Here is a 26,145-nt window from a genome sequence, read left to right on the forward strand (position 1 = left end):
CTGATATATTTCGAGTTGCGGTCGATATAATCGAAAAATCGCTGATATATTTTCAGTTACTAATGGACTGGTCCAACTTTTATAAGACAAGGGAGTGATATTATGTGGAAACAACAAATAATTAACACGAAACGTGGCACATTTGAACTCTTTACAAAAGGAAATGGTGAACCGCTTTGCATTACACATCACTATTCACAATTTAATGAAACTGTTGATTACTTTGCGGATGTTTTTACTTCTACACATCGTGTATTCCTTATTAATTTACGAGACGCTGGTAACTCTGTAAAAGCCCGGTCAGAAAATGAATTACGTATGATCGAAACGATTCACGACTTAGAAGCGATACGAGAATCTTTACAATTTCCCACATGGCATTTGGCTGGTCATTCAACAGGCGGTATGCTTGGACTTTTATATGCCATTACATATCCAACTTCCTTGCAATCATTAGTTGTGGTCGGGGCTGCAGCGAGCGATTATACGAAAACATCTAATTGTATTTATCATCCAGAACATCCGCAGTTTCATTATATGCAAGAACTCATCGAGAGCTTAAAAAGCCCTCACCTTACAAATGAAGAGCGAAAAGAACTATCTACTAAGAGAACCAAATTATCATTGTATAAACCTGAAAACTACAACTCTTATTTTTGTAAACCAATCCAAAAAACAATGTCCGCTAGCCGGATGAACGCTTTCTCTTATGAATATCCGTTATTTGATTTAAGAAAGTACTTACCTTCTATCCATACAAAGACGCTTATTATTTGCGGAAGACATGATGTGCAGTGCCCGATTCAATATTCTATTGAAATGCATGAGGGGATACGCAATTCTATTTTTGTGCCATTTGAGGACAGTAACCATTATCCTTTTTTAGAAGAAGTCGCCTTATTTACTTCTACTACTCAAAAATTTTATAAATCGTTACACAAAAAAAGTAGCAGGCACTAAACTTGCTACTTTTTCATATTTTACTTCCCTACAAATGTAACTTGCTCGCCAGTCGCCCAGCCTCCCATCGGCATAACTGTATACTTCATTCCTTGCTGCAGAGTTGCACCGTTTTGTAAGTCGAAGATTCCTACTGTACCTTTTCGAGAGCTGAAGCGATATTGTGCTTCTACTTTATTTCCGTCTGCACTTTGTAATTCTACTTTTCTACCAGCAAAGAGTTCCATGCTCGGATCTTTATCTAATGTAACTTGAATAGATGTATTGTCTATTGCTTCTGCACTTTGAATGATTAACGGAGCGATAGACGAAGCAGTAAATTTCGGATTTTTAACAGTTGCCCAGTCAGACGTAATTGTGTATTTTGTTCCTAGCTTCAACGTTTGGCCTGCAGGTAGGCGGAATTTAGGCGCTTGTCTACCATCTGCTGCTTGTGTAAACGGAACATATCCAACTTCAATTTTCTCACCTGAACTTGCTGTAATCGTTAGTTTTCTATCACGAAGTGAAGAAATGATTTGATATTGTTTACCATCTTTATCTTTATTTTCTTCATCTAATTGGAATGCTTGATTACCTCTTCCTGCTTTATACGCTTCAATAATATTTGCATAATCTACCACACCATCTTCTAAAAATGATTCAATTTCAAACGTATCATTTGTCACTTGCTTCGCTTGGCGAACATTAATCTTTTCCGAACTTCCTTCAAACTTTTCTTTTTTACCACCCTTATAACTTAACGTATATTTTTTACCTGGTTTTTGCACCTTTACAGGTACGATATATGTACTCGTTGCCCCTGTTTTTAGTCTCGGTACATTCACAATTTCCAGGCCATTACTAAACACGAAGTTTTTCTTAATAGCATCTAAGTTTTCTAATTTCACTTCTTCTTCTGATAACGGTTTAGCAAACGTTAGTTGCAATGTCATCGCATTTAATGGCTCTAATTTCGTAATTTGTGCTTGTTGTTTTTTCTTCTCTTTTTTCGCCTCTTGCTTCGTTTCTTGTTTTGATTCCGCCTTCGTTTCACCTTGCGCGCACCCTGTTACAAGTACTGTAAATCCAATTACTGCTGGTACTAAAAATTTCATTTTTTTCATCTTTATACCCTCCAAATTTATGATTAATATCTTCATTGTTTCCTATGATATTTATAATAAATAGCGGGTATAAATTGCCTATAAATAAATTATTAAAAAAAGATAAAATAAAGATAATATATTTTTAATCTCATTTTTTTCAATAAAAAAACCTATCAACAATTTGACAGGTTTACTACACATTAAAGCGATAACCAGCTCCCCACACTGTTTCAATATATTGCGGATGAGCAGGATCTCTTTCAATTTTTTCACGTAACTTTCTAATATGAACAACAACCGTTGCTAAATCGCCAGCTGAGTCTAATCCCCAAATGCGTTCAAATAACTGTTCTTTATTTAACACTTGGTTTGGATGCATTACAAAAAATGTTAATAAATCAAATTCCTTCGTTGTAAACGAAACTTCTTCATTATTTATAAAAACTTTCCTCGCTCGCTGATCGATAGAAATCCCGTGAATGTATAATGTATCACGCTTCTTAACCATATTTCCTGGTAATCTTTCATAACGAGAAATATGTGCTTTTACTCTTGCAACTAACTCACTTGGACTAAATGGTTTCGTTATATAATCATCTGCACCTAATCCGAGTCCGCGAATTTTATCTATATCTTCCTTCTTTGCTGAAACAAGCAAAATAGGAATGTCTTTTATAGCGCGTATTTGTTTACAAATTTCAAATCCGTTCATCTTCGGAAGCATAATATCTAAAATAATTAAGTCATAATCTTCCTGTAAAGCCCTTTGTAAGCCTGTTTCTCCAGAATGCTCTACATCAACTTGAAAATCATTAATTTCTAAATAATCTCGCTGTAATTCTGCAATACTTACTTCATCTTCAATTAGTAAAACTCTCTTCAATTCATTCACCACATTCCTGTACTTTTTGCAGCGAGAAGAAAATACTTGTGCTTTCTCCAAGCTTACTTTCCGCCCAAATTTCCCCACCATGTTCTTCAACAATTTGCTTCGCTATCGCTAAACCAAGTCCACTTCCACCTGTGCTAGAATTTCGTGATTGCTCTGCACGATAAAAACGCTCAAAAATATATGGAAGTGTATCAGATTCTATTCCTGATCCATTATCCTTTACCTTCACGATAACTTTGTTTTCATTACTTGATGCTGTAACGGTAATTTTTTTCTCACCTTTATCCATGTACTTCACACTATTATGAATTAAATTCGATATAACTCTCTTTATTTTTTCACGATCCGCTATTACATATAGTGGTGATACATGCTGTAATTGTAAGTATACAGATATACCTTCTTCACTTAAATCCATCTGCATCTCTTCTATTAAATCTTGCATAAACATATTTAACTCTATCGTTTCAAACTGAAATGGAACTCGGTTCAAATCGAGCTTCGAAAACAAAAAGAGTTCATCAATGAGTGTGTCCATATGTTTTGCTTTCGTATGAATGGTTGTTAAATATTTATCCATTTTTTCCGGCGTATTTGCTATCCCATCTTTTATTCCTTCCACATAGCCTATAATAGATGTAATTGGTGTTTTTAAATCGTGAGAGATGTTTGAAATAAGTTCTTTTCGATTTTCTTCATATTGCGTTTGCATCTCAATCGACCCTTTTAACTTCTTCCTCATTTCCTCAAATCCTTGGTTTAACTGTCCTATTTCATCATGCGATGTAGCTGGAATTTGAAAATCTAAATTTCCTTCTTTAATTCTCTCAGTCGCATCTTTCAATACAAAAATTGGTTTTATAACACTTCTTGAAACGAAGTAACTTAATAGTCCAATAAGTAAAATGGCTAAAAGTAAGAGCGATACGAACAAAATTGGAAATAATTTTTGTGTAAGATCTACGAACGAACTTTGCTTTTTTAGTACAAATATACTCCCTTCTTCATTCTCTGGAAAATAAAAATCAAATTTTACATATCGATAAAATGTACCATTTAGTTCCGTTGTTCCACGACTATTGATATTTGTCTTTTCAAACTTTGGAAGAGCTTCTTTTAAAGCTACGCTTTCAAATACTTTTGAAGCATATGAAATTGCTTCTCCTTTCCTTACAACTATTTTCACATCCTCCTCTTCGATCGATGACATGAACGATTCATCTAACAATTGCGATTGATTCTGTTTAGCCTCCGATTTCAATTCAAGAAAAATATTTTCTTCTTCTGCCGTCAGTGGCTTTTGAATATAAGAACTTTTGTAGAAATTTTTCACTGATTCTAAATCACCAGTTATCGAAAAAACAATTAAAAATCCCGTAACTAATATAAGCGTAATGGAAACGAGAATAACAGCGATATAAGAAAATAAAAATCTTGTTTTAATAGACATAATTAAAATCCTCACTTTACCCCGCTATTTGTGGGCAGTAAGACTCCCACCTCAAAATTCGCCTGGAGCAAAGAAGTTAGGTGGAAGATCAACTGCCCGTAAACGCCCGATTGGTTCAACTAATAATCAGTGGGGGATGCCCCCCCATTGATTAAAGTTTCACTTTATCTATCCTTATTACTCATAAGCATAAAAATATATGTTCAAATACTCAAGCGATTTTATAGTAATTTTAGCACCAGTTTATAAAAATTTAATGTTCCTATTTTACAGTTTAAATTAGGATACCGAATTGCTTACAAAAGGAGGTTGAAATTCCATGTTCAAAAAAACATTAAGCATGATATGTTGCGTAATTTTTTTACAAGGATGCTCGCAAGAACAAGAAGTAAAAAAGGAGATGACAAACATGGGGACAGCATTACTATCAGCTACTGAGAAAAAAGAAACTAACACTGTTATAGCATTACTAAAAAAAGGGGCAAATATAAATATAACTGACGGTAAAGGACGTACTCCTCTTATGATTGCTACATACAAGAATGATGTAAAAACTGCCAAAGCTCTTATCGACGCTGGTGCTGACGTAAATATCCAAGATGATATGAAAAACAATCCATTTCTATACGCCGGTGCAGAAGGTTACTTAGACATTTTAAAACTAACGATTGATGCTGGTGCAGATCCAGCTCTGACGAATCGTTACGGCGGAACGGCTCTTATTCCAGCCTCAGAGCATGGTTATCTCGATGTAATAAAAGAACTCCTCACTCGAACAAATATCGATGTAAACCATGTAAATAACCTCGGATGGACAGCTTTAATGGAGGCCATCGTACTAAGCAACGGAGATGAAACACAGCAACAAGTCATTCAACTTCTTATTGAACATGGTGCTGATGTAAATATTCCCGACAATGATGGTATTACTCCGCTACAACACGCCCGTGCTCATAACTTTGAAGAGATAGAGAATATTTTATTAGCGACAAATAAATAAAAGCTCATTTCCTATAAAAAACGTATCATTTTCAAATCTATTTTTTGCCATTCTCCCCAGTCTATGCTACAGTTATTTCGTCACATAGCTATACAGCTAGACAACTTATATATTTATAATAGGGGGGAAAAAAACATGAGCAAACCTCGTATTGGAATGATTGGATTAGGTAGTATTGCACAAAAGGCTTACCTTCCAACACTGACAAAGGAAACCGATTGGACTTTTGTGGGAGCGTTTACACCTAATGTTAATAAAAGAAAACAAATTTGCGAGCAATATCGTATTCAAGATTTTGCTAACCTTCAGGTACTCGCTTCAGAATGTGATGCGGCTTTCGTTCATAGTTCAACTGCAACACATTATGAGATCGTTTCTGAACTTCTCCAAAAGGGAATCGATGTTTATGTTGATAAACCGTTAGCAGCTACAGTGGAACAGGCTGAAAAATTAGTTGAAATGAGTGAAAAGTATAATCGAAAGTTAATGGTAGGATTTAATCGCCGTTTCGTTCCTATGTATGTTACTGCCAAAGAGCAAGCTAATGATATTTCATGGATTCGAATTGAAAAGCACCGCACAAATAAGGTGGGGCCATATACGTATGACTTTACTATGTTAGATGATTACTTACATATTGTAGATACTGCTCGCTGGTTAGCTAACGATGACCTTAACGTCGTTCACAATATGATGCAAATCAATGAAAAGAACGAACTTCTTTACGGACATCATACATATACAACTTCAAATGGACTATTACTTTCTACGGCGATGCATCGCCATGCTGGTACAAATTTAGAACAAATTGAACTTGTAACGACAGGTAAAATCATTCGCGTAAAAAATATGAACACATTTGAAGTGGAGCAAGAAAACTCCGTTTCACAAAGTGGTTCACCATCATGGGAGACAACGTTAAAGCAGCGCGGATTTGAAGATGCTGTTCATCATTTTATCGAATGTGTACAAGGTGATACAAAGCCTATTGTAGATGGATTAGAAGGATTAAAATCTCAACAAATGCTCCAATCTCTACTACAAGCTGTAAGCAAAAATTAAAACGGATACATTTTTCAGAATTTACTTTCATTCCCATTTCCTCTTTATTTCTATCACAAATTTCTATAGAATATGTTGATAGGAATTATAAATTTCATAATGAATCGTGGAAAGGGTGGGATTGACACATGTGGAACGAGTTTAAAAAATTCGCGTTCAAAGGGAATGTAATCGATTTAGCTGTCGGGGTTGTAATCGGTGCTGCATTCGGTAAAATCGTTAGTTCTTTAGTAAAAGATATCATCACACCATTACTTGGTATGGTACTGGGCGGCGTTAACTTTACAGATTTAAAACTTACATTCGGTAAATCATCTATTATGTATGGTAACTTCATCCAAACTATTTTTGATTTCTTAATTATTGCAGCTGCTATCTTTATGTTTGTTAAAGTTTTCAACAAGCTAACATCTAAAAGAGAAGAAGAAAAGAAAGAAGAAAAAGCAACAAAAGAAGAAGTTCTTCTTGGCGAAATTCGCGACTTACTAAAACAACAAAACTCTTCTAAAGATAGAGCATAATTGAACGGACAAAAGGCATGCCCCTCTCGGGATATGCCTTTTTTATATGCTATAACGTTTCCGAATTCATATGAATAAATGCAATAATACCTGCAACCATAAGTACCATAATGCTACCTGCAAATAGTGTAATACCGATAAACATTAAACTCGTACTTAAATCTATCGAAATACTTTCAGTAAAAATTGAAACTACATACGTGATAAGGGCGATTCCTGCAAGAATACTTCCTGGAACAAATCGCTTTAAGCCATTTTGTTTTAACGTCATATATGCAAAAATAGCAGTCATGCAAAGCGTAATTATCCAAAGAACGATCATCTCTTCTCCCCCCTCACAAGTCTTTTCTTTCTATTATACATGACATTGCCCTATAATAGTTAAATTTGCACTTGTGTGACATATAACAAGGAATAACCCCAACTGTAGCGAATGTCTTATGCAGAATCCCAAATACATTACCATTATCAAAGCAACGTATTTACAATACCGGCTTCACTTATCGCGAGTATTGTTTATAAAGTAAAACATTCAGCATAAGGAGATTGATCTCATATGTACGCTGTAAAATTATTATTTGAATCTGTTCATTCAGGTGAACCTAATCCTAGTAAAATTGATGAACATTATGAAGAGAATCACGATACACTTTTTGAAGAAAGTATCATTCTCGTTAAGGCGAACACTTTAGAGGAAGCTCACGAGCTAGGTGAAAAGATAGCTCTACAGTCTGAAGATACGTACGATAATATGTACGATGTGCAAGTAACATGGCAGTTTCGAAAAGTGTTACATGTATTTGAATTAAATGATACGTCATTTGAGACAGGAACAGAATTGTACGCAAGATTTTTACATGTTAAGAAAAATGAAACTGTCGATACAGTAGTTAAACAATACTATCCTGAATACTAATAAGAGCTCACAGCTATCGCTGTGAGCTCCCTTATTCTTACTTCGTTGAATCTCTAAATTGGATACGGTGAGGTAAGATAACTGAGTGATCTTCTACTTTTTCTTTGTTCATGTATTTCGTTAGTAGACGCATTGCTACTGCACCGATATCATACATTGGTTGTACAACTGTTGAAAGCTGTGGACGCACCATTAATGCAAGACGTGTGTTGTCAAAACCAAGCACTTCGATATCAGTTGGTACGTTTAATCCCGCGTCTTGTGCTGCGTGGATTACACCTAGTGCCATTTCATCAGAAGATACGAAGATTGCTGTTGGCTTTTCATCCATGCTCCAAAGTCTTTCAAACGCTTCTATACCTGAATCATATGTGTAATCTCCATCAATTATAAGATTTTCATCATATGAAATACCTGCTTCTTCTAAAGCTTTTTTATAACCTTGTAACTTCTTCGCGCTTCCTGCTTTATCAATGAAAGGACCAGAGACGAAACCGATACGTTTATGTCCTTGCTCAACAAAGTGCTTCATTGCATCGTAAGCGGCTTGTGTATAATCAATATTTACTGATGACGTTTCATTTTGCTCATCAAATGACGCTGCTAATACGATTGGTACTGGAGATTTTTTGAACTCTTCAACGTGAATATCTGTAATATCTTCACCCATGAAAACAATCCCGTCCACTTGTTTCCCAAGCATCGTATTTAATAAGTGGAACTCTTTCTCTTTGTTTTGGTCAGAGTTACTTAAAATGATGTTATATTTGTACATTGTTGCGATATCTTCAATTCCACGAGCAAGTTCTGCATAAAACGTATTTGAGATATCAGGAATAATAACACCCACTGTAGTTGTCTTCTTACTTGCTAGTCCACGTGCTACCGCATTTGGGCGGTATCCTAAAAGATCAATTGCTTCTAATACTTTCTTTCTTGTTGTAGGCTTTACATTTGGGTTACCGTTCACAACACGTGATACGGTAGCCATTGAAACGTTTGCTTCGCGCGCTACATCATAGATTGTTATGTTCATCTCTTCGCACACTCCTTCTATTTATGTTATCTATTTTTATGTATCGGTTCACTTGAATGAAAAAAAGACATCAACTCTATTTGCAGATGCCAACAATCGTCCCGAGTTCTTCCTTTTACTAATGATACGATAAAAACGCAGGGTCATACAATATTTTCCCGCAAAAGTTTCGAAAAAATTCGCTTCTTTTCTCGTATTTTCGTATTTTTTATGCAAAAAAGGTCAATTTTTGTAAAAAATTATGTAACAAGGGCTACATAGACTAAGAAATCTTTTTATAATTTACTTCCGAATGCTTTTAATTCTTTCATAAACTCATTGAACTGCGGAAAATTTATAAAATAAAAAAGACAGCTTAAAAACTGTCTTTTTTATTTTATAGGAAAGAAACAAACGGTTTATCGCTGTTCTTCTCTTTTATAATAACAACCTCGATTTTATTCTCGGACTTTATCTGTAATTGAACTTTAGCATCTTTAGGAAATTGTTCTAACATACTTTGAGCAGCCATTTGAGAGAGTGCCATTAATTCTGACTTACCATTATATTTAACGACAAGATCCATCTTTAATTTATCCATCTTATTTTGCTTATAAGAAATCTTAGCATTAACAGGGATATAATCTCCTGGAGAGAATTTCTTTATTGCTTCCGAAAAATTATCTAACTTTTTCTTATCTTCTCCCTGTGCTCCCTCAAATTCTTGAGAAGGATACGAATACGATTTTTCATCAATAGTATCCCAATTTCCAAGGTTAGTCTCGTTCTTTTGAACAGTAGCGCTTGAAATATAAGTACCATTCTTTAAAGAACTTGTACTTTCTTGCTTGAATATAGCAAACGTAATTGGAGATTTGTTATATTTATCATTTTTATTAATAGCTTCTATAAGCCCCTTAGCAACTTCAGTACCTTTAGAAATAGCTTCCTCATTAGATACACTTGAAGACATAGATAAACCAATAACAACACCAGATAAGCTTAGTTCATTTGAATTCTGTTTGCCGAAGTAGTCCTGTTCTATAATATTAGTCAAAACTGGTACTTCTTGTTTCGTAACTAATTCATCAATTGTTTTCTCTGGAATATATTGATTTAATTGTAATACGTAATTTTCTGTATCGAATTGTTTTGAAGCAATATCCATTAAACCATTTTCATATTCTGCTAAATCTAGTTTAGAATTAGTCTTAACATTAACTGTATTAATTACCTTTTGTTCTTTTAAAGGAATAACAGTTCTATAGTAATCCTTAGAAACAGCAGTTCTTGGAATCATACTTTTTTCTTTCGTATCTTTCTGTACAACTTCATCTTTCTTCTCAATAGTATTATTGCTGCAAGCCCCCAGTAATAAACTTAAGCTTGCGATGCATAACGCCATTTTCTTCATTGCTTAAAACCCACTTTCAAAAGTCAATTTACTTAGTTTTAATGTATCTCTAGTGTACCATTAAATATATGGCAACAAAATAAAAAAGAAGCAAGCCCTTCGCTTGCCTCCCCCTATTTTACATTCTCTTCTAAAGCTTCTTTTTTAATATTCCAATGCGATGTATGCCATACTACCATTCCATCTTTTATGTATAGCACTTGCGGAGATTCATGCTTAATGCTGTACTGCTCTGCAACATGGTTCGAAACATCTCTCGCATCTTGTACGTATAAGTAATATGCTGGCACTTCTCTTTCTTCACCGCAATACGCTTGAAACTCTGTATATGCACCGTGACTAATTGGGCATGTCGTACTATGTTTAAAAAGAACGTAAGGCTCATTCTTTTCTACTAACGCTTCAAGTTCTTCAATTGTTTCAATCTTCATCATACTCATCATTACTCACCTCTCATGCGAAGTCTAGAGCGCTTCTCTCTCTTTTCAGCCTTCTGCTCAGCTTTCTCAAGTTTACGCTCTTCTTTTTCAATCTTTTTCTCTTGTCTCGTAGCACGGTAATGATTGTATACTTCAATTGCTGCGCTGCTCCACTGCACAACTTGTGCTACTTTATCTGCATTATTTTCAATTTCATCTGTAACAGACTCTGAAACATTGCGAAGCTTCGTATTTAAAGAGTGAATCGTCGTTCCGATTCCATCTACACCTTCTACTACTTTATTTAGCGACTGTGACTTCTGTTGAATATCATCAGCTAACGCATTTGTCTTATGTAATAATTGCTCCGTCTCTACGCTTATTCCTTGCATTTGCTTTTCTAAACCTTCTAACGTACTTGCAACATTTTCTAACGTCTTCTGAACCGATAACAACGTTCTGCATACATACACTACTAATACAGCGAAAGCAACTGCAATAATAGCCGCACTTACGTATAAAAGAACTTGCATTTCATCACTTCCTTTATCTTTTTCATACTTTCTCTTATTATACAATCATTTTCCGTTTCGTTCTAATCCCTATCTTTTCATTAGAATTTTCATACTTATTCGTTAACTTTAACACAAATCATTCAACAAATTCCACTAAGTAGGTTACAATAGGAAAGGATACATAATTAGCAGGGAGGCTTTACATATGAAAGATCCACGTATTGAAAAGTTAGCATACAATTTAATTAACTACTCTATCCGCTTACAAAAAGGTGAGAAAGTATTAATTGAAAACTTTGGCTTACAAAAAGAACTTGTAACAGCACTTGTAAAAGAAGCATATGCAGCTGGTGGTTTCCCATTCGTTTCTTTAAAAGATCATCAAGTAGATCGCTCTTTATTAATGGGTGCTACTGAAGAACATTTCGAACAAATCGCTGCATATGAAGCGAGCTTAATGAAAGATATGGATGCTTACATTGGCCTTCGCTCTGGTGATAACATTAACGAACAAGCTGACGTTCCAAGTGAACGTATGAAAGTTCACGGCCAAACAGTTGGTAAAAAGGTTCATAGAGATATCCGTGTTCCGAAAACACGCTGGGTTGTTCTTCGCTACCCAAATGCTTCTATGGCACAGCTTGCTAAAATGAGCACAGAAGCTTTCGAAGACTTCTACTTCGAAGTATGTAACTTAGATTACGGTAAAATGGATAAGGCAATGGATAGCCTTGTTACATTAATGAATAAAACAGATAAGGTTCGCTTAACTGGCCCTGGAACTGACTTAACATTCTCTATTAAAGACATTCCAGCTATTAAATGCTCAGGTCATTTAAACATTCCAGATGGTGAAGTATATTCTGCACCAGTTCGCGATTCTGTTAACGGTACAGTTTCTTATAACACACCATCACCTTACAATGGCTATACATTTGAAAATGTACAACTTAAATTTGAGAATGGCCAAATCGTTGACGCAACTGCAAACGATTCAGAGCGCATTAACAAAATCTTCGATACAGACGAAGGCGCACGCTACGTTGGTGAGTTCGCAATCGGCGTAAACCCATACATCTTACATCCAATGGGAGACATTCTATTCGATGAAAAAATCGATGGCAGCTTCCACTTCACACCTGGACAAGCTTATGATGATGCATGGAACGGTAATAACTCTAACATCCACTGGGATTTAGTATGCATTCAGCGCCCTGAATACGGCGGCGGCGAAATTTACTTCGACGACGTACTAATCCGTAAAGACGGACGCTTCGTTGTAACTGAACTAGAAGCTTTAAACCCAGAGAACTTAAAATAATATGAAAAGCGCTCGGAATTCTATCCGAGCGCTTTTTCATTAATACTCTAATAATTTTTTAGCTACATCTTCTGGTACTTTAAAATTATTTTTATTTTTTATTTTATTAATTTTCAATTCAACCTCAACATAAGGAACATCTTTATATACTGTCATAGTACCAATTTCATGTAACTCTTTTTTATCTTTACCCGAATCCAATAATTTCGGTGTATCCTCTTGATACATTTTAAACGTTTTCCCTTGCGGAGTATCTAAAGGAGCCGATTCCATTTCCCACTCATCCATTTTGATTGATTCAAACAACTTTGTGATTTCTTTCTTATCGGTAATTGTTTTTTTATCACTCGAATCAATAAGCGATTCAATTTCAATTTTTTGTGCCTTTTCTAAACTAACATCAGACTTCTCTTTCTTCGCACTACATCCTATTAAAAGAATGGATGCAGTTAGCAGAAACAAAAACAACATATAGATCTTTTTCATTTCTAATCCCCCTGCACTATATAGAACTACTTTTATCGCTTTTTGTTTGCTGAAAATGAAAATAAAATAAAAGCGTCACTGCGATAGTACCTATTAATATTGGGACATATAAGGGCAGATCCCATTTCATATATACTCTAGTGCAACCAAAAAGCACAAACAAAACAAAAGTTTTACATATTTCATTTCTTACCTACCATTTCTATTTTCACATATGGATTCTCTTTCGCGATAAGCGCCAAAAATTCATCCGGATTTTGCGGCATCGCAATCATATGTACTTTATATGCATTCGTTGTAATCTCAAATGATTTTCCAACTTGACGAATAACTCTTATATCTTTTAATACAACGTCGTCATTTAAAATTCCGTATTTTAAAATACCATTTTCTACTTTATGTTTTTTAATGAACATTTCCCCAACGAGAGGGACATTTACAATAAAACATAATCCCATCCCAATTAGAGCTGAAGCCCAATCCCCTTTTCTTGTAAAAAATAAAACTATTGGATATACCACCATAAAAGCTAACGTTATACTAACGAAAATTATTCCTAACTTACTTCTTTGAATCGGAAAGTTCATACCCACACCCCTAATCCAAATTATACCATAATTTCCATTTTAGTTTATAAAAAAAGATCATTTATGAATGATCTTTTCAAATAATATATCTATAAAATTTCTTATCTACCTCTAGCACCGGAAAACTTTTCGGCAACTCTTCTATACTCACACTTTGGAAACCATTCTTCTCATAAAAGCGATGCGCCGCTAAAAATTTTACTGTTGTTCCTAAATAAATATCTTTCAACTTTTTATCATCAGCCCACGAAATCGCTTTTTGAAGCAGCATATGCGATGCGCCCCATTCTTTCCCGCGGAACTCTTTCTTCACGAACATTTTTCTTAGCGCTACTTGATGCTTCCCAATATCTAATAAAGCTACCGTTCCAACTACTTTACCATCATAAGTTGCTACCCAAAAGCTTCCGTTGTCCCTTTGATAGAACGTTTCTATTTCTAGTAAGTCAGGCTGCTCTTCTTTTGTAATTGGGACATTGTATTCTTTTTGCTGAATATGAACAATGAGATCTACTACTTCATCTTGAAACTGACTTTCATATGGAATAATACAAATCTTCTCGTTCATCGAATATCCTTCCATTCCGAAGCTAGTAAACTATATACAGCAATATCCTGAAAATGATCATACACCCATTCTTCATCTCGTAAAATTCCATCTAACTTAAATCCTAAACGTTCTGGGATTGCACGGCTTTTCGCATTTTCAACACCGCAACGAATTTCAATTTTATTCAGCTTTAAATTATCAAATGCATAATGAAGCACACTCTTCACACTTCGCGTCATAACACCTTTCCCGCCAGCATCTTCTGCAAGATAATATCCAAGACTCGTAGCTTTCTTACCCCAGCTCACCGGATGAATGCCTACCATCCCAACAAGCTTTCCTTTATAGCGTATACCAGCCTCAAACCCATCTCCCTCTGCAAATTTCCTTAACCACATCGGAAAAATCTCATTATACGCATCAGCAGATTTCGTCCCATCTACCCACGGAAGCCACTTTCTTAAATGGTTACGGTTCTGATCTATTAATTCATATAGTTCCTCTTTATGATGTTTTTCTAATAGTTGTAATTCGATTTCGTCATCTACTCGGAGTGTGAACATGTTTTTTAGCCCCCTTTTTTCTTATTATTCTAACATTTTAAAGTAAAAAATGTTAATTATTCACACTTTTTTTCGATCTTATCTTAATAAAACCAGAAGAGTATAGTACTCCCGTAATACCTAGTATCATTCCTACACATTGTGCGGGTGTTATATTTACTTCTTCTGTAAAAGAAAGAAATATAACACCACTATATATGATTGATATCTAGATATGAATCATATATAGTTAAAGTATGGAAAAAAATGATAATTTTATAATTCAATTACGTAAAGGTGTTTTTGATCTGGCTATTTTGTCTTTAATAAGCAAACAACCTATGTATGGATATGAAATCACAAGTGCACTACAAGAGATCCCTGTATTTCATATTCCAAATGGTTCGATTTATCCTATACTAAATCGAATCACGAAAAACAATTGGGCTGTTTCCTATTGGGAAGAGTCCGGTGATGGACCGAAAAGAAAATACTATCGGATTACAGATGAAGGGAGAGAAATTTTACATAGCCGCTTAAATGATTATGACGCAGTTTATCACGCTCTAATGTTACTAGCTAAAGGAGAGGATAAAAAATGAACAAGGAACAATTCTTTTCAAATGAACTCATCGCTTCTTTCTTACAGGATCTTCACAAAGGTTTAATGAACTTGCCTACATCAACAAGAGAACAACATGCGCTAGAAATCAAATCCGATTTATACGAAAATGCATTAAGTAAAGAAAGTGATGGGATATCATCAGCAATGATCCCTCAACAAGTTATTGAAGAATTTCTGCCTCCAAAAGAATTAGCAAAGGAAATTGCAGCAGAATATACAGACGTTATTCAAGATGCACAGCAATCTACAAATACGTTTATTAAATATTATTCCGGTCTATCTATCGGTCCGCTTGGTGCTTTATCAGTGCCTATCGCACTTGGGTTTATAAATATTTCAGCTAATTTGCCATTCTTACTAGCCTTTATTGCAAGCAACATTTGGTTTATCTTTAGAGAAAATCATTGGAACACAGATCTATTAAAATACTTTAAAACAATGATTTTTGTTAGCTCAAGGTTGTTAATCGCTCTTCCATTTACTTTTTTCGCCATTCGAATTATGATAACAAAACAGTTCGATATGTTTTCATTCTATTATTTAATCGGATATGTATTTTTTAGTTCACTGTATATCGTTTTATTAAAACGACAATACAAAAAGAATAAGCAATATCAACATATCAACGCCTTTTAAAATATATCGAACACAACAAAAAGACGCACAGCCATAGCTATGCGTCTTTCTTCTTACTTCTCTGCAACTTGAACTTCTTTTACGTAAGCTGCTTCGAATTTTTGGATGTCACCTGCGCCCATGAAAATAAGAACGCCGTTTTTATGTTTCTTTAATACCTCTGTTGTTGTATCTGTAATTAGCTCTGCACCGTCAATACGCTTTTGCAGATCTTCAATTGTTAATTCACCTTTGTTTTCACGTGCTGATCCGAAAATATCACATAAGTATACTTGGTCAGCTTTACTTAGGCTTTCTGCGAACTCATCTAAAAATTTCTCTGTACGTGAGAATGTATGTGGCTGGAATACAGCGACAACTTCACGCTCTGGATGTTTTTGACGAGCTGCTTCAATCGTTGCATTAATTTCTGTCGGATGGTGTGCATAGTCATCAATGATAACTTGCTCTCCCATCGGTTTTTCATTAAAGCGACGTTTAACACCTTCAAATGTCGTTAGTTGATGTTTAACCGCTTCTACATCAACGTCTTCGTAATGGCAAAGCGCGATAACTGCTAATGCATTTAATACGCTGTGATCGCCGTATCCTGTAATTTTGAACGTGTCATAATACGTATTACGAACGAATACATCGAATATAGTACCATCAGTTCTCTTTTGAATGTTACGTGCTTGGAAATCATTATCTTCTCCAAATCCATAGAAAATAACAGGTACTTTCGCTTGAATTTTTTGAAGTTCTTCATCATCACCACATGCAATAATACCTTTTTTCACTTGCAATGCCATCTCTTGGAATGCATTAAATACATCATTGATGTCTGAAAAATAATCTGGATGATCGAAATCAATATTTGTCATAATTGCATAGTCTGGATAGTAAGACAAGAAATGACGACGATACTCACAAGCTTCAAATACAAAATACTTACTATTTTCTACCCCATGCCCAGTTCCATCTCCAATAAGGTAAGATGTTGGGTGTGCGCCTTGCATTACATGGGCTAACAAACCTGTAGTTGATGTTTTTCCATGTGCACCAGTTACTGCAACACTTGTGTACTGATTCATAAGGTCACCTAAGAAGTGATGATAACGATGTACTGGGATATTTAATTCTTTTGCTGCTACGATTTCTTCATGCGTATCAGGAAATGCGTTTCCCGCGATAATCACTTGTCCTTCTTTAATATTATTTTTATCAAAAGGAAGGATGGAAATACCACGCTTTTCCAATGCTATTTGTGTAAAGAAACGCTTTTCATAATCAGACCCTTGAACAGTATGCTTCATGTCATGAAGAATTTGTGCTAATGAACTCATTCCTGTTCCTTTAATTCCTACAAAATGGTAAACTGTCATCTTAAAGAACCTCCAACATTTCGAACTAATACAACGGCCTATCTATAAGACAGTATATGAATCTTTTCTTATTTTGGTAATCATCATACATTTCTGATGCAGTGAATTTCTTTTTATATTCACTTATCAGTGATAAACTCGTACGTACTTCTTTTATGTCCATAACACATTTATTATAGCAAAAAACAAGCTGCTATACTATGATAACAGAAAAACTGATAGGGTCAATCACCTATCAGTTTTTCTCGCTTTTACATATCTTCTTTTGTTTCTAATTGAACACTCTCTAGACGTGAATTTGGACGGTATTTACGACCAGCTTTTGCTTCTGGTTTTCCATTTAATTCTACGTTATCACCAGTAAAACCAATATTCATTTTTAATAAGCTACTTCCTACTCCGTATATATCGACAGGAACATTTTGAGCTTCAAATTCACGAATACGCTTCTCATCAAACCCACCAGTTACAACGATATCTACATGTTGGAACCCTTCCTCATCAAGAGCCTTACGAAGTGCAAATACAAGTGATGGATTTACACCACGTGGATCGAATGTTCCAAGTACTTCTGGGTGACGAATGAAGTATTGATCAATCATTGTACGAGACGTATCGACACGTACACCTTTTAATGTTGATCCAAATTCACGCGCTACGCGAAGTGCATCTGTAATGACATCATTGTTATAATCAATTAGTACGACTAATTCATCTTCTGGGAATTTTTTATGATATGCCTTTGCTGCTTCAACAACATCGCCATTAAACATTTGAATTAAAGCGTGAGGCATCGTCCCCATACCACTTCTGCCCCACCATTCATTCATTGCATGCGTTGCTTGTGCGCTCATACCTCCGATGTATGCCGCATAGCCGTCACCAGCTTGTTGAGTATAATGATCGTCACGATCTCCCATGAAAATAACCGGTTTTTCTTTATCTACACTACGTGCAGCTTGGACAACGTTATATACGTTTGTCGCAACTGATGTACGACGAGCTAAAATCCCATCAATTACACCTTCTAAAAAGCCGAAGTATTCATAAGGACCATGAATTGTTAAAACTGTTTCAAACGGACTAATATTATCGCCATCCTTTAAAGAATGAATTTCTAATTTCTCAGGATTTTTGGCGAATGTTTGTAGCAATGCGATTACCTCATCTGCTCCGCAAAGAACTGAATGTTCTTTTTGGAAAAACTGCATTGTTACAACACTTTTCGGGCGAAATTCTTCAATGATTTCTCTAGTTTTTAAAAAGTAAACGGCAGAGAACCAGCCTTCTCCAACACGTTCATCAAATTTAAATGTTTTATTTGTTAGTCGATTTATTTCACCTTTTAATTTTAATTCAATTTCTTTCATGTCGCTTTACTCCCTACTTTACTATCCAACATTTTCTCTTAGTATACAGCAAAACCGTTTCCTATACATTCGTTTCCTGCATAGCGGCAAATTCATCCTCGGAAATAAGGACATCTCTCGGTTTCGTTCCTCTTGCTTCAGAAATAATCCCTTGCGATTCCATCTCTTCAATTAGACGTGCCGCGCGATTATAACCAATGCGGAATTTTCTCTGTACAGAAGATGTGGACGCTCCCCCTTGCTCTACAACAAATTGACATGCATCAAAAAATAGTTCATCTTCAGACTCACTCTGCTCTGATTTTGCTAATAAATCCTCTTGCTTAAATAAGTAGTTTGGCTTCATTTGCTTTTTCACATGATCAACTGTTCTTTCAATCTCATCATCTGATACGTATACACCTTGTACACGAACTGGTTTAGATGTGCCGTTTCCTAAAAATAGCATATCACCACGGCCAAGTAATTTCTCCGCGCCCCCGATATCGATAATCGTACGCGAATCAACTTGAGATGATACTGTAAACGCAATACGCGTTGGAATGTTTGATTTAATTAAACCTGTAATAACGTCTACAGATGGACGCTGCGTCGCAACTAATAAGTGAATACCACAAGCACGAGCTTTTTGTGCAATACGACAAATCGCTTCCTCAACATCACCAGGAGCAACCATCATTAAGTCCGCTAACTCATCAATGACGATTACAATATAAGGTAATGTCTCACCTGGGATTTCTCTCCCACTTACAATCGTATTGTAACGAGTTAAATCACGAGCACCAGCATGAGCAAACAATTCATAACGACGTTCCATCTCTTCAACCGCCCACTTTAACGCAGCTGTAGCTGCTTTTACGTCAGTAATAACAGGTGCTACAAGATGTGGAACAGAATTGTATGGTGCAAGCTCGACCATCTTCGGATCAATTAGTATCAACTTCACTTCATGCGGCTTCGCTTTATATAAAATGCTCGTTAAAATCGCGTTAATGCACACACTTTTCCCTGAACCAGTTGCACCCGCAATAAGTCCATGTGGCATTTTTCGAATATCCGTTACAATTGGATCACCTGAAATATCAAGCCCCAGCGCAACTGTAAGCGGTGATTCACTCTTTGTAAATACAGGACTTCTTAAAATTTCACGAAGGAATACTGGCTTACTTTCCTTATTCGGAACTTCAATTCCAATTGCACTCTTCCCTGGAATTGGTGCTTCAATTCGAATATCTTTCGCAGCTAAACTTAACTTAATATCATCACTTAAATTTGTAATTTTATTTACTTTCACACCTGGGTCTGGTTGTACTTCAAAACGAGTTACCGCCGGCCCTTGTGACACATTAATAACATGTGCTCCAACATGGAAATTATTAAATGTCGTATTTAATAATTCTTCCTGTTCTTCTAGCCACTCCGTATTATCTAATGCTGCCTGCTGTGGAATCGACAACAACGTTAATGGCGGAAATTCATACTTCGGCGGCGTTTGTAGTACGTTGCGCATATCGTTCTCTTTTTGATTTACAACATATGCTTTCTCTTGTACTTGTTCAGCCACCACTACTTGCTGCATCGGTTTTTCTTCTACTTGTGGTTCCACTACCACTTGCTGCATTGGCTTTTCTTCCACTTGAGCTTCTACTACCACTTGCTGCATTGGCTTTTCTTCCACTTGAGCTTCTACTACCACTTGCTGCATTGGTTTTTCTTCCACTTGAGCTTCTACTACCACTTGCTGCATTGGTTTCTCTTCCACTTGAGCTTCTACTACCACTTGCTGCATTGATTTTTCTTCCGCTTGGGTTTCTACTACCACTTGCTGCATTGGCTTTTCTTCCACTTGAGCTTCTACTACCACTTGCTGCATTGGTTTTTCCGTTACTCGTTCACCCACAGTAGATTGCGTTACGTTCGTTCGTACCGCATGTCTTTCCATTAACTTCTTTCTGTCTTGTTTTAACATGACAACGTTAAATGGAACATGACGCTTTTTCTCACGTTTCGGCTCTTCTTTTTGTGCAGCAGGCTGTTCTTCAACAACTTGTTTCTTTTCTTCAGCTTCTTCAATTAAAACATTCGCAAAGCTTTGAACATCTTTCTTCGTTTGCTCATCTGCTTCTGAAACTAGTACGAATACTTCACTTTCTTCCATGAACTCAATTGTTTCTTGCTGAGAAATCACTGGTTGCTCTTCAACTGCTATATTTTCTAACGACCCTGTATTCATCGTTTCTTCAATTACTTCTTCTTGCGGTGTTTCCTCTAATGCGAATTCCGTAACTGATTCTATTTCCTTAGATTCCTCTAATTCCACAGCTTTTTCTGCTTCCTCAGATTCTTCTAACTCCGCAACTTCTTCTGCTTCCTCAGATTCTTCTAATTCCACAACCTCTTCTGCTTCCTCAGATTCTTCTAACTCCGCAACTTCTTCTGCTTCCTTAGGTTCTTCTAACTCCACAACTTCTTCCGCTTCTTTAGATTCCTCTAATTCCACAACTTCTTCTGCTTCCTCAGATCCCTCTAATTCCACAACTTCTTCTGCTTCCTTAGGTTCTTCTAATTCCGCAACTTCTTCCGCTTCTTTAGATTCCTCTAATTCCGCAACTTCTTCTGCTTCCTCAGATTCTTCTAACTCCGCAGCTTCTTCTGCTTCCTCAGATCCCTCTAATTCCACAACTTCTTCTGCTTCCTTAGGTTCTTCTAATTCCGCAACTTCTTCTGCTTCCTTAGGTTCTTCTAACTCCACAACTTCTTCCGCTTCTTTAGATTCCTCTAATCCCACAATTTCTTCTGCTTCCTTAGATTCTTCTTCAAAAGCATCTGGTATTTCTATAGTAATTGTTTCTTCAAGTTTTTCATCTGCTTTTACAATCACTACATCTTCTAAGGTTTCTTCTTCGACTTGATTTGCTGCAACTTCAGCAACAGTTTCTTCTATTTCTGTATTACATTCATTTTCTTCTGTTAATATCGAATACACATGCTCTACTTTAGAATCTATTGACTCTTCTTGTAAAGTTTCTTCGTTATCTTCTGTAGATGATAACGCCACTACATCTTGCTCCTGCTTCAAGGCTTGTACAATTGTAGCCTCTTCTTCCACATGCTGTCCTACTGTTTTATGAAGCAAATCATCACTTAGGCTTTCTTCTAATGAAGGGGCTTGACGTTCAACTTCGTAACCGTTTTTCTCTAACCATGCATCCACAACCGATTTTTCTTCTACTTTATTACTTCGTTCGTTCTTAACAGATGAACTCCCTTGTAGAACTTCCGAAAAGTCAGATAATGTATATCCTTTTTTCTCTAACCATGCGTCAACAACAGCTTTTCCTTCAACAGATATTTCAAGATCTTCTCTTTCCTTTTCTTCCTCCTGCACAACCTTCGTTTCTACTGAAGGACGGTTATATCCATAAATTGGAGAAATCATTTCTGTTGGACGAAATGGTCTACGGTTACTTTCTTGCGACGGTACGAATGCTTTTTTTACGACAGGCTCTGGTTCCGGTTCATATTGCAATTCCGGTTCCTCATATGTAGGTGCTTCTGTTTCCACATACGGTCGTCTGCTTCTTTCCACTTTTGTTCCTCTTTGAGTAGGCTGTTCTTCATATGTTCCTCTTTGAATAGGTTGTTCTTCAAAGTTAGGCAGTTCTCTTACATCCTCCTCATCGAAGCCATTATCTGGTATTAGTGGAAAACGACATTTCCCTGCATTCCGACTTGCCATTTGTGCTTCTCTTGCTTCAGTGTAGTGGTTTACACGAGGAATTTTCGGCTGACTTACAATTTGCTTTGGTACTTCTTTATTCATCGCTGTTTTTTCTTCCTCTTTGTTAAACAGCTTTTTCATCCAATCTAACATGCTTACCACTCTTTCTACTAAATAGTAACAACCTTTATTGTATCAGCATTCGGCAAAAAGTGCAGGTAAAATTAAGCATATTAACTTTATCCATAATATTCTAATTTACGAGTGTTTTGTATATAGAAAAAAGCAGCCTTCCATATAAGACTGCAATTTAAGCTTTATTTTTCCGATATTCATCTACACTATCCGTCACGCTTTGTAATAAAGAATTTACATACTGTGGGTCTGATAATTTTTTGTCTTCTTCTGGGTTTGACATAAATCCGAGTTCTAATAGTACTCCAGGTACTTTCGACCAATTAAATCCAGAAAGGTCATCTCGAAATTTAATTCCATTTACTTTCACCTGATGATTTCCCCTCATTTTGTTTACAATTGTTTGAGAGACTTGAAGACTTTCAGCATAGATTTCTTTCGTATATTGATTTCCTTCTGCTGGCGTCAATACAGCGAACCCACTTTGGTTTGGATTTTCAGAGCCATCCGCGTGAAGACGTAAAAATAAATTCGCCTTATGATCATTCGCGAATGCCGCTCGTTCCTTATTACTTATATCAACCTCATGTGACGTTCTTGTCATCAATACTTGTATACCTTTTGCTTCCAGTTTTTCTTTCAATATAAAAGCCATCTCTAATACAAGAACTGATTCCCTCTTTTTCGTTACAACTCCCGTTGTTCCGTCTGTTACTTTATATTTTTGCGTAGTTGCTCCTGGACCAATTGGCTCTAAATTTAAATTCGCTTTTTGTTGATGCCCCGGATCAATAACGACGAGAAACTTCTCTTGTTTCTCATTACTCTCTACTTTTTGTTCATTATTTTGTACGGGCTGTTCAGTCGTCTGTGCCGGCGGGATTTCCTCTGTCTTTTCTTTGGCCGACACTTCCTCCTGCTTCAGTTCAACTTGTTCATTCGTTTGAATTGCTTGCGGTTCTTCTTTCTTTTCTTGTTCTTCTTGCTGCTTTTCTACCGGTGCGTCTTCTTTTTTATCGTTGTTTTTTTCTTGTACAGAAGATGTTGTTTCTTTTTTCGGTTGTTCTTGTGAACAACCTCCCATATATATTCCAATGACTGCAATAGCGCACATTATTTTTATATACTTCATTTTTCTCTCCTATCACTTTGCACCGGGCTCAAAGCATTTTCTTATAGTATTTTTATAATATCATCCATATTTCCGATATAAATCGGTTGCCACGTTTCCGTACCGCGCTCAGCTGTATAAACAGGGTAAGTATCTTCAGCTACATTAACGAAAACAGGATCTCCCATATCCGTTTCATATCCGATAACAATCCATCCTTCTTGCCATTTTCCACTTTCTTTACTTATTAATGAATTTTTATGTTTATCATATCGGTAACCGATTTGTCCTTTTTCTAATTCATCTTCGCTAAATAAATATATTTCATAGGAACCTAACTCGATATCTTGCTGTTTTGAAGTTTCAATTCGTTTCAGAAGTTCTGCAATTTTTGGTTGTTGTTTCATACGTCTATCCCTTTCTTTTTTCTAAATTTTACCTAATCTATTTTTAAAATACAATATAGATTTTGAGAGGAAACGTTACAATGCTAGGAATTCCGCACAAAAAAAGTAGCCTCACGTATGCGAGGCTACTTTTCTAATATCAATTAAAATTTAAATTCTTGTCCAACTTCAAAGCTGTCTTCTAATACAAGAATACCTTTTTCTTCTGGAGCATCTGGAAGCTCTAATTCACGTGCAGAGCAAATCATTCCAGAAGAAGGAACACCGCGAAGTTCAGCTGGTTTAATTAACATACCGCTTGGCATTACAGCACCGATTTTCGCAACGACAACTTTTTGTCCTGCATCAACGTTTGGTGCACCACATACGATTTGTAATGTTTCTGTACCGATTTCTACTGTACAGATGTTTAATTTATCAGCATTTGGATGCTTCTCTTTTTCAGCTACATAGCCTACAACAAATTTCGGCGTGAAATCAGCTTCCACTTTTTCTTCAAAGCCGTTCTTTGCTAAAATGTCGTTAATTTTTTCAACAAACTCTTTCGTTAATGTAACGTTTCCGTTGTCTGTTACTTCTACATAAGAAGACGCATTAAAGATGTTGAATCCTCCTGTTACGTTGCTTTCACGATCATAAACGCGAGCAACATCTCCTTTGCGGTCAAATGTACGGTTTTCTAAAGTAATATCTTGTAAGGTAACAATTAAAGTGTCACCAATTCCTTCAAGGTTGTAAAAAACGTTCACTTCGTTCATCCTTTCTCTTTTCCATCTGTCTTCTTCCGATTCTTCGCTAAAATAAAGATTGGTTCGAAGTCTCCATCTTCATATACGAATGAAAGTGATGTAATCGGAACATGCCCTTCGGCAAAAAATTTCATTGTCATTTGTGCAATAATATCATAACCGATTTCGTTGACGATATCAGCAATAATTAATACATCTTGGTGAGGAACTGCAACAACCATATCACCAGAGATCTTTTCACGCATCGAGTGTAGTAACGATTCATTTAAAATACGACTCGCATCGTATCCATCATTTGTGTTTAAAAAGTAGAATGTATTGCCTGCTACTGTGTCCTGCTTAAATTCATAGCCTAATGAGCGAGCATTAAATAATGCCATTTCACGTACTTGTTCCTCTGTAAGCTCTAATTTTTGCAATAAGCGCTCATCAATTAATCGATACGTTTTATTAGAATCTAGCGCATAGTAAATACGTGTTTCCGCCGTATGGTCCGTCATAAGAAACGGATTTCCTTCTTCTGATTGTTTCGGGAAAGAAGTAGAGCGAATAACAGGTAAAATTTTCGCCGTGCTATTTTCTTCTTTATGCATTGCAATTAGCGCTTCTTGTACGTAATAAGCGACCTCTTCAATCGCTTTTTCTTTGTTCACTTCCCATTTTGCCACTACTCCTGGAAGTGATACGTTAATACCTTTTTTCGAGTCTATTTGTTCAATACGAAGAACTTCTTTCTCACTATCATAATGAAAGTCCCATTCTGGTCGAGATAATTTCTTCATTAACTCGTCTTTCATCTTTTTACTTGTCATTTTCATCTCTTTTTCCTCCCTTCCAAAAAAATAACCTCCCCCGCGAAGGTAGAGGTTGTTTTTACAATTCAATTGGCTAATTGTCTTATTTTAAACCTTCAATAAACTCTTCGATTTGCTCTTGTGTTTTACGATCTTTATTTACATAGCGTCCAGTTTCTTCACCTTTATTGTACGCTACAAAGCTTGGAATGCCAAATACGTCTACTTTCACGCATAGATCAATAAACTCATCACGATCTACATAGTAAAATGAGAAATCACTATACTTCTCTTCTACTTCTGGCATAAATGGATCAACGAAACGGCAATCTGGGCACCATTCTGCTGAGAACATGAAGACTACATTCTCTTCATTTTTTAATTCTTGGAATTGTTCCATGCTTTCTAATGATTTCATCTATATTTCCTCCTCTAACGAGTGCACTTTTTTCACACTATAATCTTTTCTTTATACTACCATACATCGCGCATGGT

General features: G+C 36.0%; 28 protein-coding genes and 2 pseudogenes. 9 read left to right on the forward strand and 21 right to left on the reverse strand.

Annotated elements, in window-relative coordinates; genetic code table 11:
• The first annotated feature begins 102 nt into the window (after positions 1 to 102).
• Complete coding sequence (locus MHI07_RS21915) at positions 103 to 960, forward strand: alpha/beta fold hydrolase (protein ID WP_340826261.1); 858 nt, start codon at positions 103 to 105, stop codon at positions 958 to 960.
• Between the two features lie 20 nt (positions 961 to 980).
• Here the strand turns inward: MHI07_RS21915 and MHI07_RS21920 are convergent, their stop codons facing one another.
• The 3 genes from MHI07_RS21920 to MHI07_RS21930 all read right to left on the reverse strand — a co-directional run bounded on the left by MHI07_RS21920 (position 981) and on the right by MHI07_RS21930 (position 4,390).
• The gene (locus MHI07_RS21920; protein WP_340826264.1) at positions 981 to 2,066 is read right to left on the reverse strand and encodes a hypothetical protein; all 1,086 of its coding nucleotides are present in this window, start codon (positions 2,064 to 2,066) and stop codon (positions 981 to 983) included.
• A 175-nt stretch (positions 2,067 to 2,241) separates the two neighbouring features.
• Positions 2,242 to 2,931, reverse strand: a complete 690-nt coding sequence (locus tag MHI07_RS21925; protein WP_340826269.1) for a response regulator transcription factor — start codon at positions 2,929 to 2,931, stop codon at positions 2,242 to 2,244.
• A gap of 1 nt (position 2,932) precedes the next feature.
• The gene (locus MHI07_RS21930; RefSeq protein WP_002112299.1) at positions 2,933 to 4,390 is read right to left on the reverse strand and encodes a sensor histidine kinase; all 1,458 of its coding nucleotides are present in this window, start codon (positions 4,388 to 4,390) and stop codon (positions 2,933 to 2,935) included.
• A 319-nt stretch (positions 4,391 to 4,709) separates the two neighbouring features.
• Between MHI07_RS21930 and MHI07_RS21935 the strand changes: the two genes are divergently transcribed.
• The 3 genes from MHI07_RS21935 (at position 4,710) to mscL (ending at position 6,973) form a co-directional block, all read left to right on the forward strand.
• Positions 4,710 to 5,390, forward strand: a complete 681-nt coding sequence (locus tag MHI07_RS21935; RefSeq protein ID WP_340826273.1) for an ankyrin repeat domain-containing protein — start codon at positions 4,710 to 4,712, stop codon at positions 5,388 to 5,390.
• Between the two features lie 135 nt (positions 5,391 to 5,525).
• A complete protein-coding gene (locus MHI07_RS21940; RefSeq protein ID WP_340826275.1) occupies positions 5,526 to 6,452 on the forward strand; it encodes a Gfo/Idh/MocA family protein in 927 nt (308 codons plus the stop codon).
• A gap of 128 nt (positions 6,453 to 6,580) precedes the next feature.
• Positions 6,581 to 6,973 (forward strand): large conductance mechanosensitive channel protein MscL, encoded by a 393-nt coding sequence (gene mscL / locus MHI07_RS21945; RefSeq protein WP_215579860.1) that lies wholly within the window; start codon positions 6,581 to 6,583, stop codon positions 6,971 to 6,973.
• A 49-nt stretch (positions 6,974 to 7,022) separates the two neighbouring features.
• Here the strand turns inward: mscL and MHI07_RS21950 are convergent, their stop codons facing one another.
• A complete protein-coding gene (locus MHI07_RS21950) occupies positions 7,023 to 7,295 on the reverse strand; it encodes a DUF3917 domain-containing protein (protein WP_002199128.1) in 273 nt (90 codons plus the stop codon).
• Positions 7,296 to 7,406: 111 nt separating this feature from the next.
• Between MHI07_RS21950 and MHI07_RS21955 the strand changes: the two are divergent.
• Together MHI07_RS21955 and MHI07_RS21960 are read left to right on the forward strand one after the other, a co-directional pair.
• Positions 7,407 to 7,514: pseudogene (locus MHI07_RS21955) on the forward strand (DUF3949 domain-containing protein); the annotation flags it as partial.
• 15 nt (positions 7,515 to 7,529) lie between these two features.
• Positions 7,530 to 7,889 carry a DUF4288 domain-containing protein gene (locus MHI07_RS21960; protein WP_098988711.1) on the forward strand — a complete coding sequence of 120 codons (360 nt, stop codon included), beginning with the start codon at positions 7,530 to 7,532 and terminating at the stop codon, positions 7,887 to 7,889.
• A gap of 37 nt (positions 7,890 to 7,926) precedes the next feature.
• Here the strand turns inward: MHI07_RS21960 and ccpA are convergent, their stop codons facing one another.
• The 4 genes from ccpA to MHI07_RS21980 all read right to left on the reverse strand — a co-directional run bounded on the left by ccpA (position 7,927) and on the right by MHI07_RS21980 (position 11,270).
• On the reverse strand, positions 7,927 to 8,925 hold the full coding sequence (gene ccpA, locus MHI07_RS21965) for a catabolite control protein A (protein ID WP_002160207.1): 999 nt from the start codon (positions 8,923 to 8,925) through the stop codon (positions 7,927 to 7,929).
• 376 nt (positions 8,926 to 9,301) lie between these two features.
• Positions 9,302 to 10,318, reverse strand: a complete 1,017-nt coding sequence (locus MHI07_RS21970) for a CamS family sex pheromone protein (protein ID WP_340826281.1) — start codon at positions 10,316 to 10,318, stop codon at positions 9,302 to 9,304.
• Between the two features lie 113 nt (positions 10,319 to 10,431).
• Positions 10,432 to 10,758, reverse strand: a complete 327-nt coding sequence (gene ytxJ / locus MHI07_RS21975) for a bacillithiol system redox-active protein YtxJ (RefSeq protein WP_002145356.1) — start codon at positions 10,756 to 10,758, stop codon at positions 10,432 to 10,434.
• A gap of 2 nt (positions 10,759 to 10,760) precedes the next feature.
• Positions 10,761 to 11,270, reverse strand: a complete 510-nt coding sequence (locus MHI07_RS21980; protein ID WP_001197724.1) for a DUF948 domain-containing protein — start codon at positions 11,268 to 11,270, stop codon at positions 10,761 to 10,763.
• Positions 11,271 to 11,457: 187 nt separating this feature from the next.
• Here MHI07_RS21980 and MHI07_RS21985 point away from each other — a divergent pair, with 187 nt between their 5' ends.
• Positions 11,458 to 12,573 carry an aminopeptidase gene (locus tag MHI07_RS21985; protein ID WP_340826285.1) on the forward strand — a complete coding sequence of 372 codons (1,116 nt, stop codon included), beginning with the start codon at positions 11,458 to 11,460 and terminating at the stop codon, positions 12,571 to 12,573.
• 39 nt (positions 12,574 to 12,612) lie between these two features.
• On the opposite strand, the gene MHI07_RS21990 is transcribed toward MHI07_RS21985, so the two are convergent.
• The 5 genes and pseudogenes from MHI07_RS21990 to MHI07_RS22010 form a co-directional block, all read right to left on the reverse strand.
• Complete coding sequence (locus MHI07_RS21990) at positions 12,613 to 13,059, reverse strand: hypothetical protein (protein WP_340826287.1); 447 nt, start codon at positions 13,057 to 13,059, stop codon at positions 12,613 to 12,615.
• Between the two features lie 182 nt (positions 13,060 to 13,241).
• Positions 13,242 to 13,646, reverse strand: a complete 405-nt coding sequence (locus tag MHI07_RS21995) for a PH domain-containing protein (RefSeq protein WP_340826289.1) — start codon at positions 13,644 to 13,646, stop codon at positions 13,242 to 13,244.
• Between the two features lie 76 nt (positions 13,647 to 13,722).
• A complete protein-coding gene (locus tag MHI07_RS22000; protein WP_199708926.1) occupies positions 13,723 to 14,214 on the reverse strand; it encodes a GNAT family N-acetyltransferase in 492 nt (163 codons plus the stop codon).
• Entirely contained in the window at positions 14,211 to 14,759 is a 549-nt protein-coding gene (locus MHI07_RS22005) for a GNAT family N-acetyltransferase (protein ID WP_002160201.1), read from the reverse strand. The genes MHI07_RS22000 and MHI07_RS22005 overlap by 4 nt, the downstream gene beginning before the upstream one ends.
• 52 nt (positions 14,760 to 14,811) lie before the next feature.
• Positions 14,812 to 14,928, reverse strand: a pseudogene (locus MHI07_RS22010) (EamA/RhaT family transporter); the annotation flags it as partial.
• Positions 14,929 to 14,995: 67 nt separating this feature from the next.
• Between MHI07_RS22010 and MHI07_RS22015 the strand changes: the two are divergent.
• Together MHI07_RS22015 and MHI07_RS22020 are read left to right on the forward strand one after the other, a co-directional pair.
• Positions 14,996 to 15,340 (forward strand): PadR family transcriptional regulator, encoded by a 345-nt coding sequence (locus MHI07_RS22015; RefSeq protein ID WP_340826295.1) that lies wholly within the window; start codon positions 14,996 to 14,998, stop codon positions 15,338 to 15,340.
• A complete protein-coding gene (locus MHI07_RS22020) occupies positions 15,337 to 15,999 on the forward strand; it encodes an HAAS signaling domain-containing protein (RefSeq protein ID WP_078175095.1) in 663 nt (220 codons plus the stop codon). The genes MHI07_RS22015 and MHI07_RS22020 overlap by 4 nt, the downstream gene beginning before the upstream one ends.
• 53 nt (positions 16,000 to 16,052) lie before the next feature.
• On the opposite strand, the gene murC is transcribed toward MHI07_RS22020, so the two are convergent.
• The 8 genes from murC to MHI07_RS22060 all read right to left on the reverse strand — a co-directional run bounded on the left by murC (position 16,053) and on the right by MHI07_RS22060 (position 26,068).
• Positions 16,053 to 17,363 carry a UDP-N-acetylmuramate--L-alanine ligase gene (gene murC, locus MHI07_RS22025; RefSeq protein ID WP_002112319.1) on the reverse strand — a complete coding sequence of 437 codons (1,311 nt, stop codon included), beginning with the start codon at positions 17,361 to 17,363 and terminating at the stop codon, positions 16,053 to 16,055.
• Between the two features lie 251 nt (positions 17,364 to 17,614).
• Positions 17,615 to 18,733, reverse strand: a complete 1,119-nt coding sequence (locus MHI07_RS22030) for a nicotinate phosphoribosyltransferase (RefSeq protein ID WP_340826299.1) — start codon at positions 18,731 to 18,733, stop codon at positions 17,615 to 17,617.
• A gap of 61 nt (positions 18,734 to 18,794) precedes the next feature.
• Positions 18,795 to 22,607: a DNA translocase FtsK gene (locus MHI07_RS22035; protein WP_340826302.1), complete on the reverse strand. Its 3,813-nt coding sequence runs from the start codon at positions 22,605 to 22,607 to the stop codon at positions 18,795 to 18,797.
• 157 nt (positions 22,608 to 22,764) lie between these two features.
• A complete protein-coding gene (locus MHI07_RS22040; RefSeq protein ID WP_070140007.1) occupies positions 22,765 to 23,721 on the reverse strand; it encodes an N-acetylmuramoyl-L-alanine amidase in 957 nt (318 codons plus the stop codon).
• A gap of 41 nt (positions 23,722 to 23,762) precedes the next feature.
• Positions 23,763 to 24,107, reverse strand: a complete 345-nt coding sequence (locus tag MHI07_RS22045) for a thiamine transporter (RefSeq protein ID WP_070140008.1) — start codon at positions 24,105 to 24,107, stop codon at positions 23,763 to 23,765.
• Between the two features lie 143 nt (positions 24,108 to 24,250).
• Positions 24,251 to 24,865, reverse strand: a complete 615-nt coding sequence (gene ytpR / locus MHI07_RS22050; protein WP_002112328.1) for a YtpR family tRNA-binding protein — start codon at positions 24,863 to 24,865, stop codon at positions 24,251 to 24,253.
• Positions 24,862 to 25,674 carry a DUF1444 domain-containing protein gene (locus tag MHI07_RS22055; protein WP_002112329.1) on the reverse strand — a complete coding sequence of 271 codons (813 nt, stop codon included), beginning with the start codon at positions 25,672 to 25,674 and terminating at the stop codon, positions 24,862 to 24,864. The genes ytpR and MHI07_RS22055 overlap by 4 nt, the downstream gene beginning before the upstream one ends.
• Before the next feature lie 79 nt (positions 25,675 to 25,753).
• Positions 25,754 to 26,068, reverse strand: coding sequence for a thioredoxin family protein (locus tag MHI07_RS22060; RefSeq protein ID WP_002015619.1), 315 nt, complete (start codon positions 26,066 to 26,068; stop codon positions 25,754 to 25,756).
• Positions 26,069 to 26,145: the final 77 nt, after the last annotated feature.

Source organism: Bacillus sp. FSL H8-0545 (assembly GCF_038006105.1).
Classification (GTDB): domain Bacteria; phylum Bacillota; class Bacilli; order Bacillales; family Bacillaceae_G; genus Bacillus_A; species Bacillus_A cereus_U.

Coding starts and splice junctions, on each gene's coding strand:
- MHI07_RS21995 (WP_340826289.1), bottom strand. CDS start 13,646: ATGAACTTTCCGATTCAAAGAAGTAAGTTAGGAATAATTTTCGTTAGT.
- MHI07_RS21915 (WP_340826261.1), top strand. CDS start 103: ATGTGGAAACAACAAATAATTAACACGAAACGTGGCACATTTGAACTC.
- MHI07_RS21950 (WP_002199128.1), bottom strand. CDS start 7,295: ATGATCGTTCTTTGGATAATTACGCTTTGCATGACTGCTATTTTTGCA.
- MHI07_RS22015 (WP_340826295.1), top strand. CDS start 14,996: ATGGAAAAAAATGATAATTTTATAATTCAATTACGTAAAGGTGTTTTT.
- MHI07_RS21920 (WP_340826264.1), bottom strand. CDS start 2,066: ATGAAAAAAATGAAATTTTTAGTACCAGCAGTAATTGGATTTACAGTA.
- MHI07_RS22045 (WP_070140008.1), bottom strand. CDS start 24,107: ATGAAACAACAACCAAAAATTGCAGAACTTCTGAAACGAATTGAAACT.
- MHI07_RS22030 (WP_340826299.1), bottom strand. CDS start 18,733: ATGAAAGAAATTGAATTAAAATTAAAAGGTGAAATAAATCGACTAACA.
- mscL (WP_215579860.1), top strand. CDS start 6,581: ATGTGGAACGAGTTTAAAAAATTCGCGTTCAAAGGGAATGTAATCGAT.
- ytpR (WP_002112328.1), bottom strand. CDS start 24,865: ATGAACGAAGTGAACGTTTTTTACAACCTTGAAGGAATTGGTGACACT.
- MHI07_RS22005 (WP_002160201.1), bottom strand. CDS start 14,759: ATGTTCACACTCCGAGTAGATGACGAAATCGAATTACAACTATTAGAA.
- MHI07_RS22035 (WP_340826302.1), bottom strand. CDS start 22,607: ATGTTAGATTGGATGAAAAAGCTGTTTAACAAAGAGGAAGAAAAAACA.
- MHI07_RS22020 (WP_078175095.1), top strand. CDS start 15,337: ATGAACAAGGAACAATTCTTTTCAAATGAACTCATCGCTTCTTTCTTA.
- MHI07_RS21930 (WP_002112299.1), bottom strand. CDS start 4,390: ATGTCTATTAAAACAAGATTTTTATTTTCTTATATCGCTGTTATTCTC.
- ccpA (WP_002160207.1), bottom strand. CDS start 8,925: ATGAACATAACAATCTATGATGTAGCGCGCGAAGCAAACGTTTCAATG.
- murC (WP_002112319.1), bottom strand. CDS start 17,363: ATGACAGTTTACCATTTTGTAGGAATTAAAGGAACAGGAATGAGTTCA.
- MHI07_RS22040 (WP_070140007.1), bottom strand. CDS start 23,721: ATGAAGTATATAAAAATAATGTGCGCTATTGCAGTCATTGGAATATAT.
- MHI07_RS21985 (WP_340826285.1), top strand. CDS start 11,458: ATGAAAGATCCACGTATTGAAAAGTTAGCATACAATTTAATTAACTAC.
- MHI07_RS21935 (WP_340826273.1), top strand. CDS start 4,710: ATGTTCAAAAAAACATTAAGCATGATATGTTGCGTAATTTTTTTACAA.
- MHI07_RS21960 (WP_098988711.1), top strand. CDS start 7,530: ATGTACGCTGTAAAATTATTATTTGAATCTGTTCATTCAGGTGAACCT.
- MHI07_RS22055 (WP_002112329.1), bottom strand. CDS start 25,674: ATGAAAATGACAAGTAAAAAGATGAAAGACGAGTTAATGAAGAAATTA.
- MHI07_RS21940 (WP_340826275.1), top strand. CDS start 5,526: ATGAGCAAACCTCGTATTGGAATGATTGGATTAGGTAGTATTGCACAA.
- ytxJ (WP_002145356.1), bottom strand. CDS start 10,758: ATGAGTATGATGAAGATTGAAACAATTGAAGAACTTGAAGCGTTAGTA.
- MHI07_RS21970 (WP_340826281.1), bottom strand. CDS start 10,318: ATGAAGAAAATGGCGTTATGCATCGCAAGCTTAAGTTTATTACTGGGG.
- MHI07_RS22060 (WP_002015619.1), bottom strand. CDS start 26,068: ATGAAATCATTAGAAAGCATGGAACAATTCCAAGAATTAAAAAATGAA.
- MHI07_RS21990 (WP_340826287.1), bottom strand. CDS start 13,059: ATGAAAAAGATCTATATGTTGTTTTTGTTTCTGCTAACTGCATCCATT.
- MHI07_RS21980 (WP_001197724.1), bottom strand. CDS start 11,270: ATGCAAGTTCTTTTATACGTAAGTGCGGCTATTATTGCAGTTGCTTTC.
- MHI07_RS22000 (WP_199708926.1), bottom strand. CDS start 14,214: ATGAACGAGAAGATTTGTATTATTCCATATGAAAGTCAGTTTCAAGAT.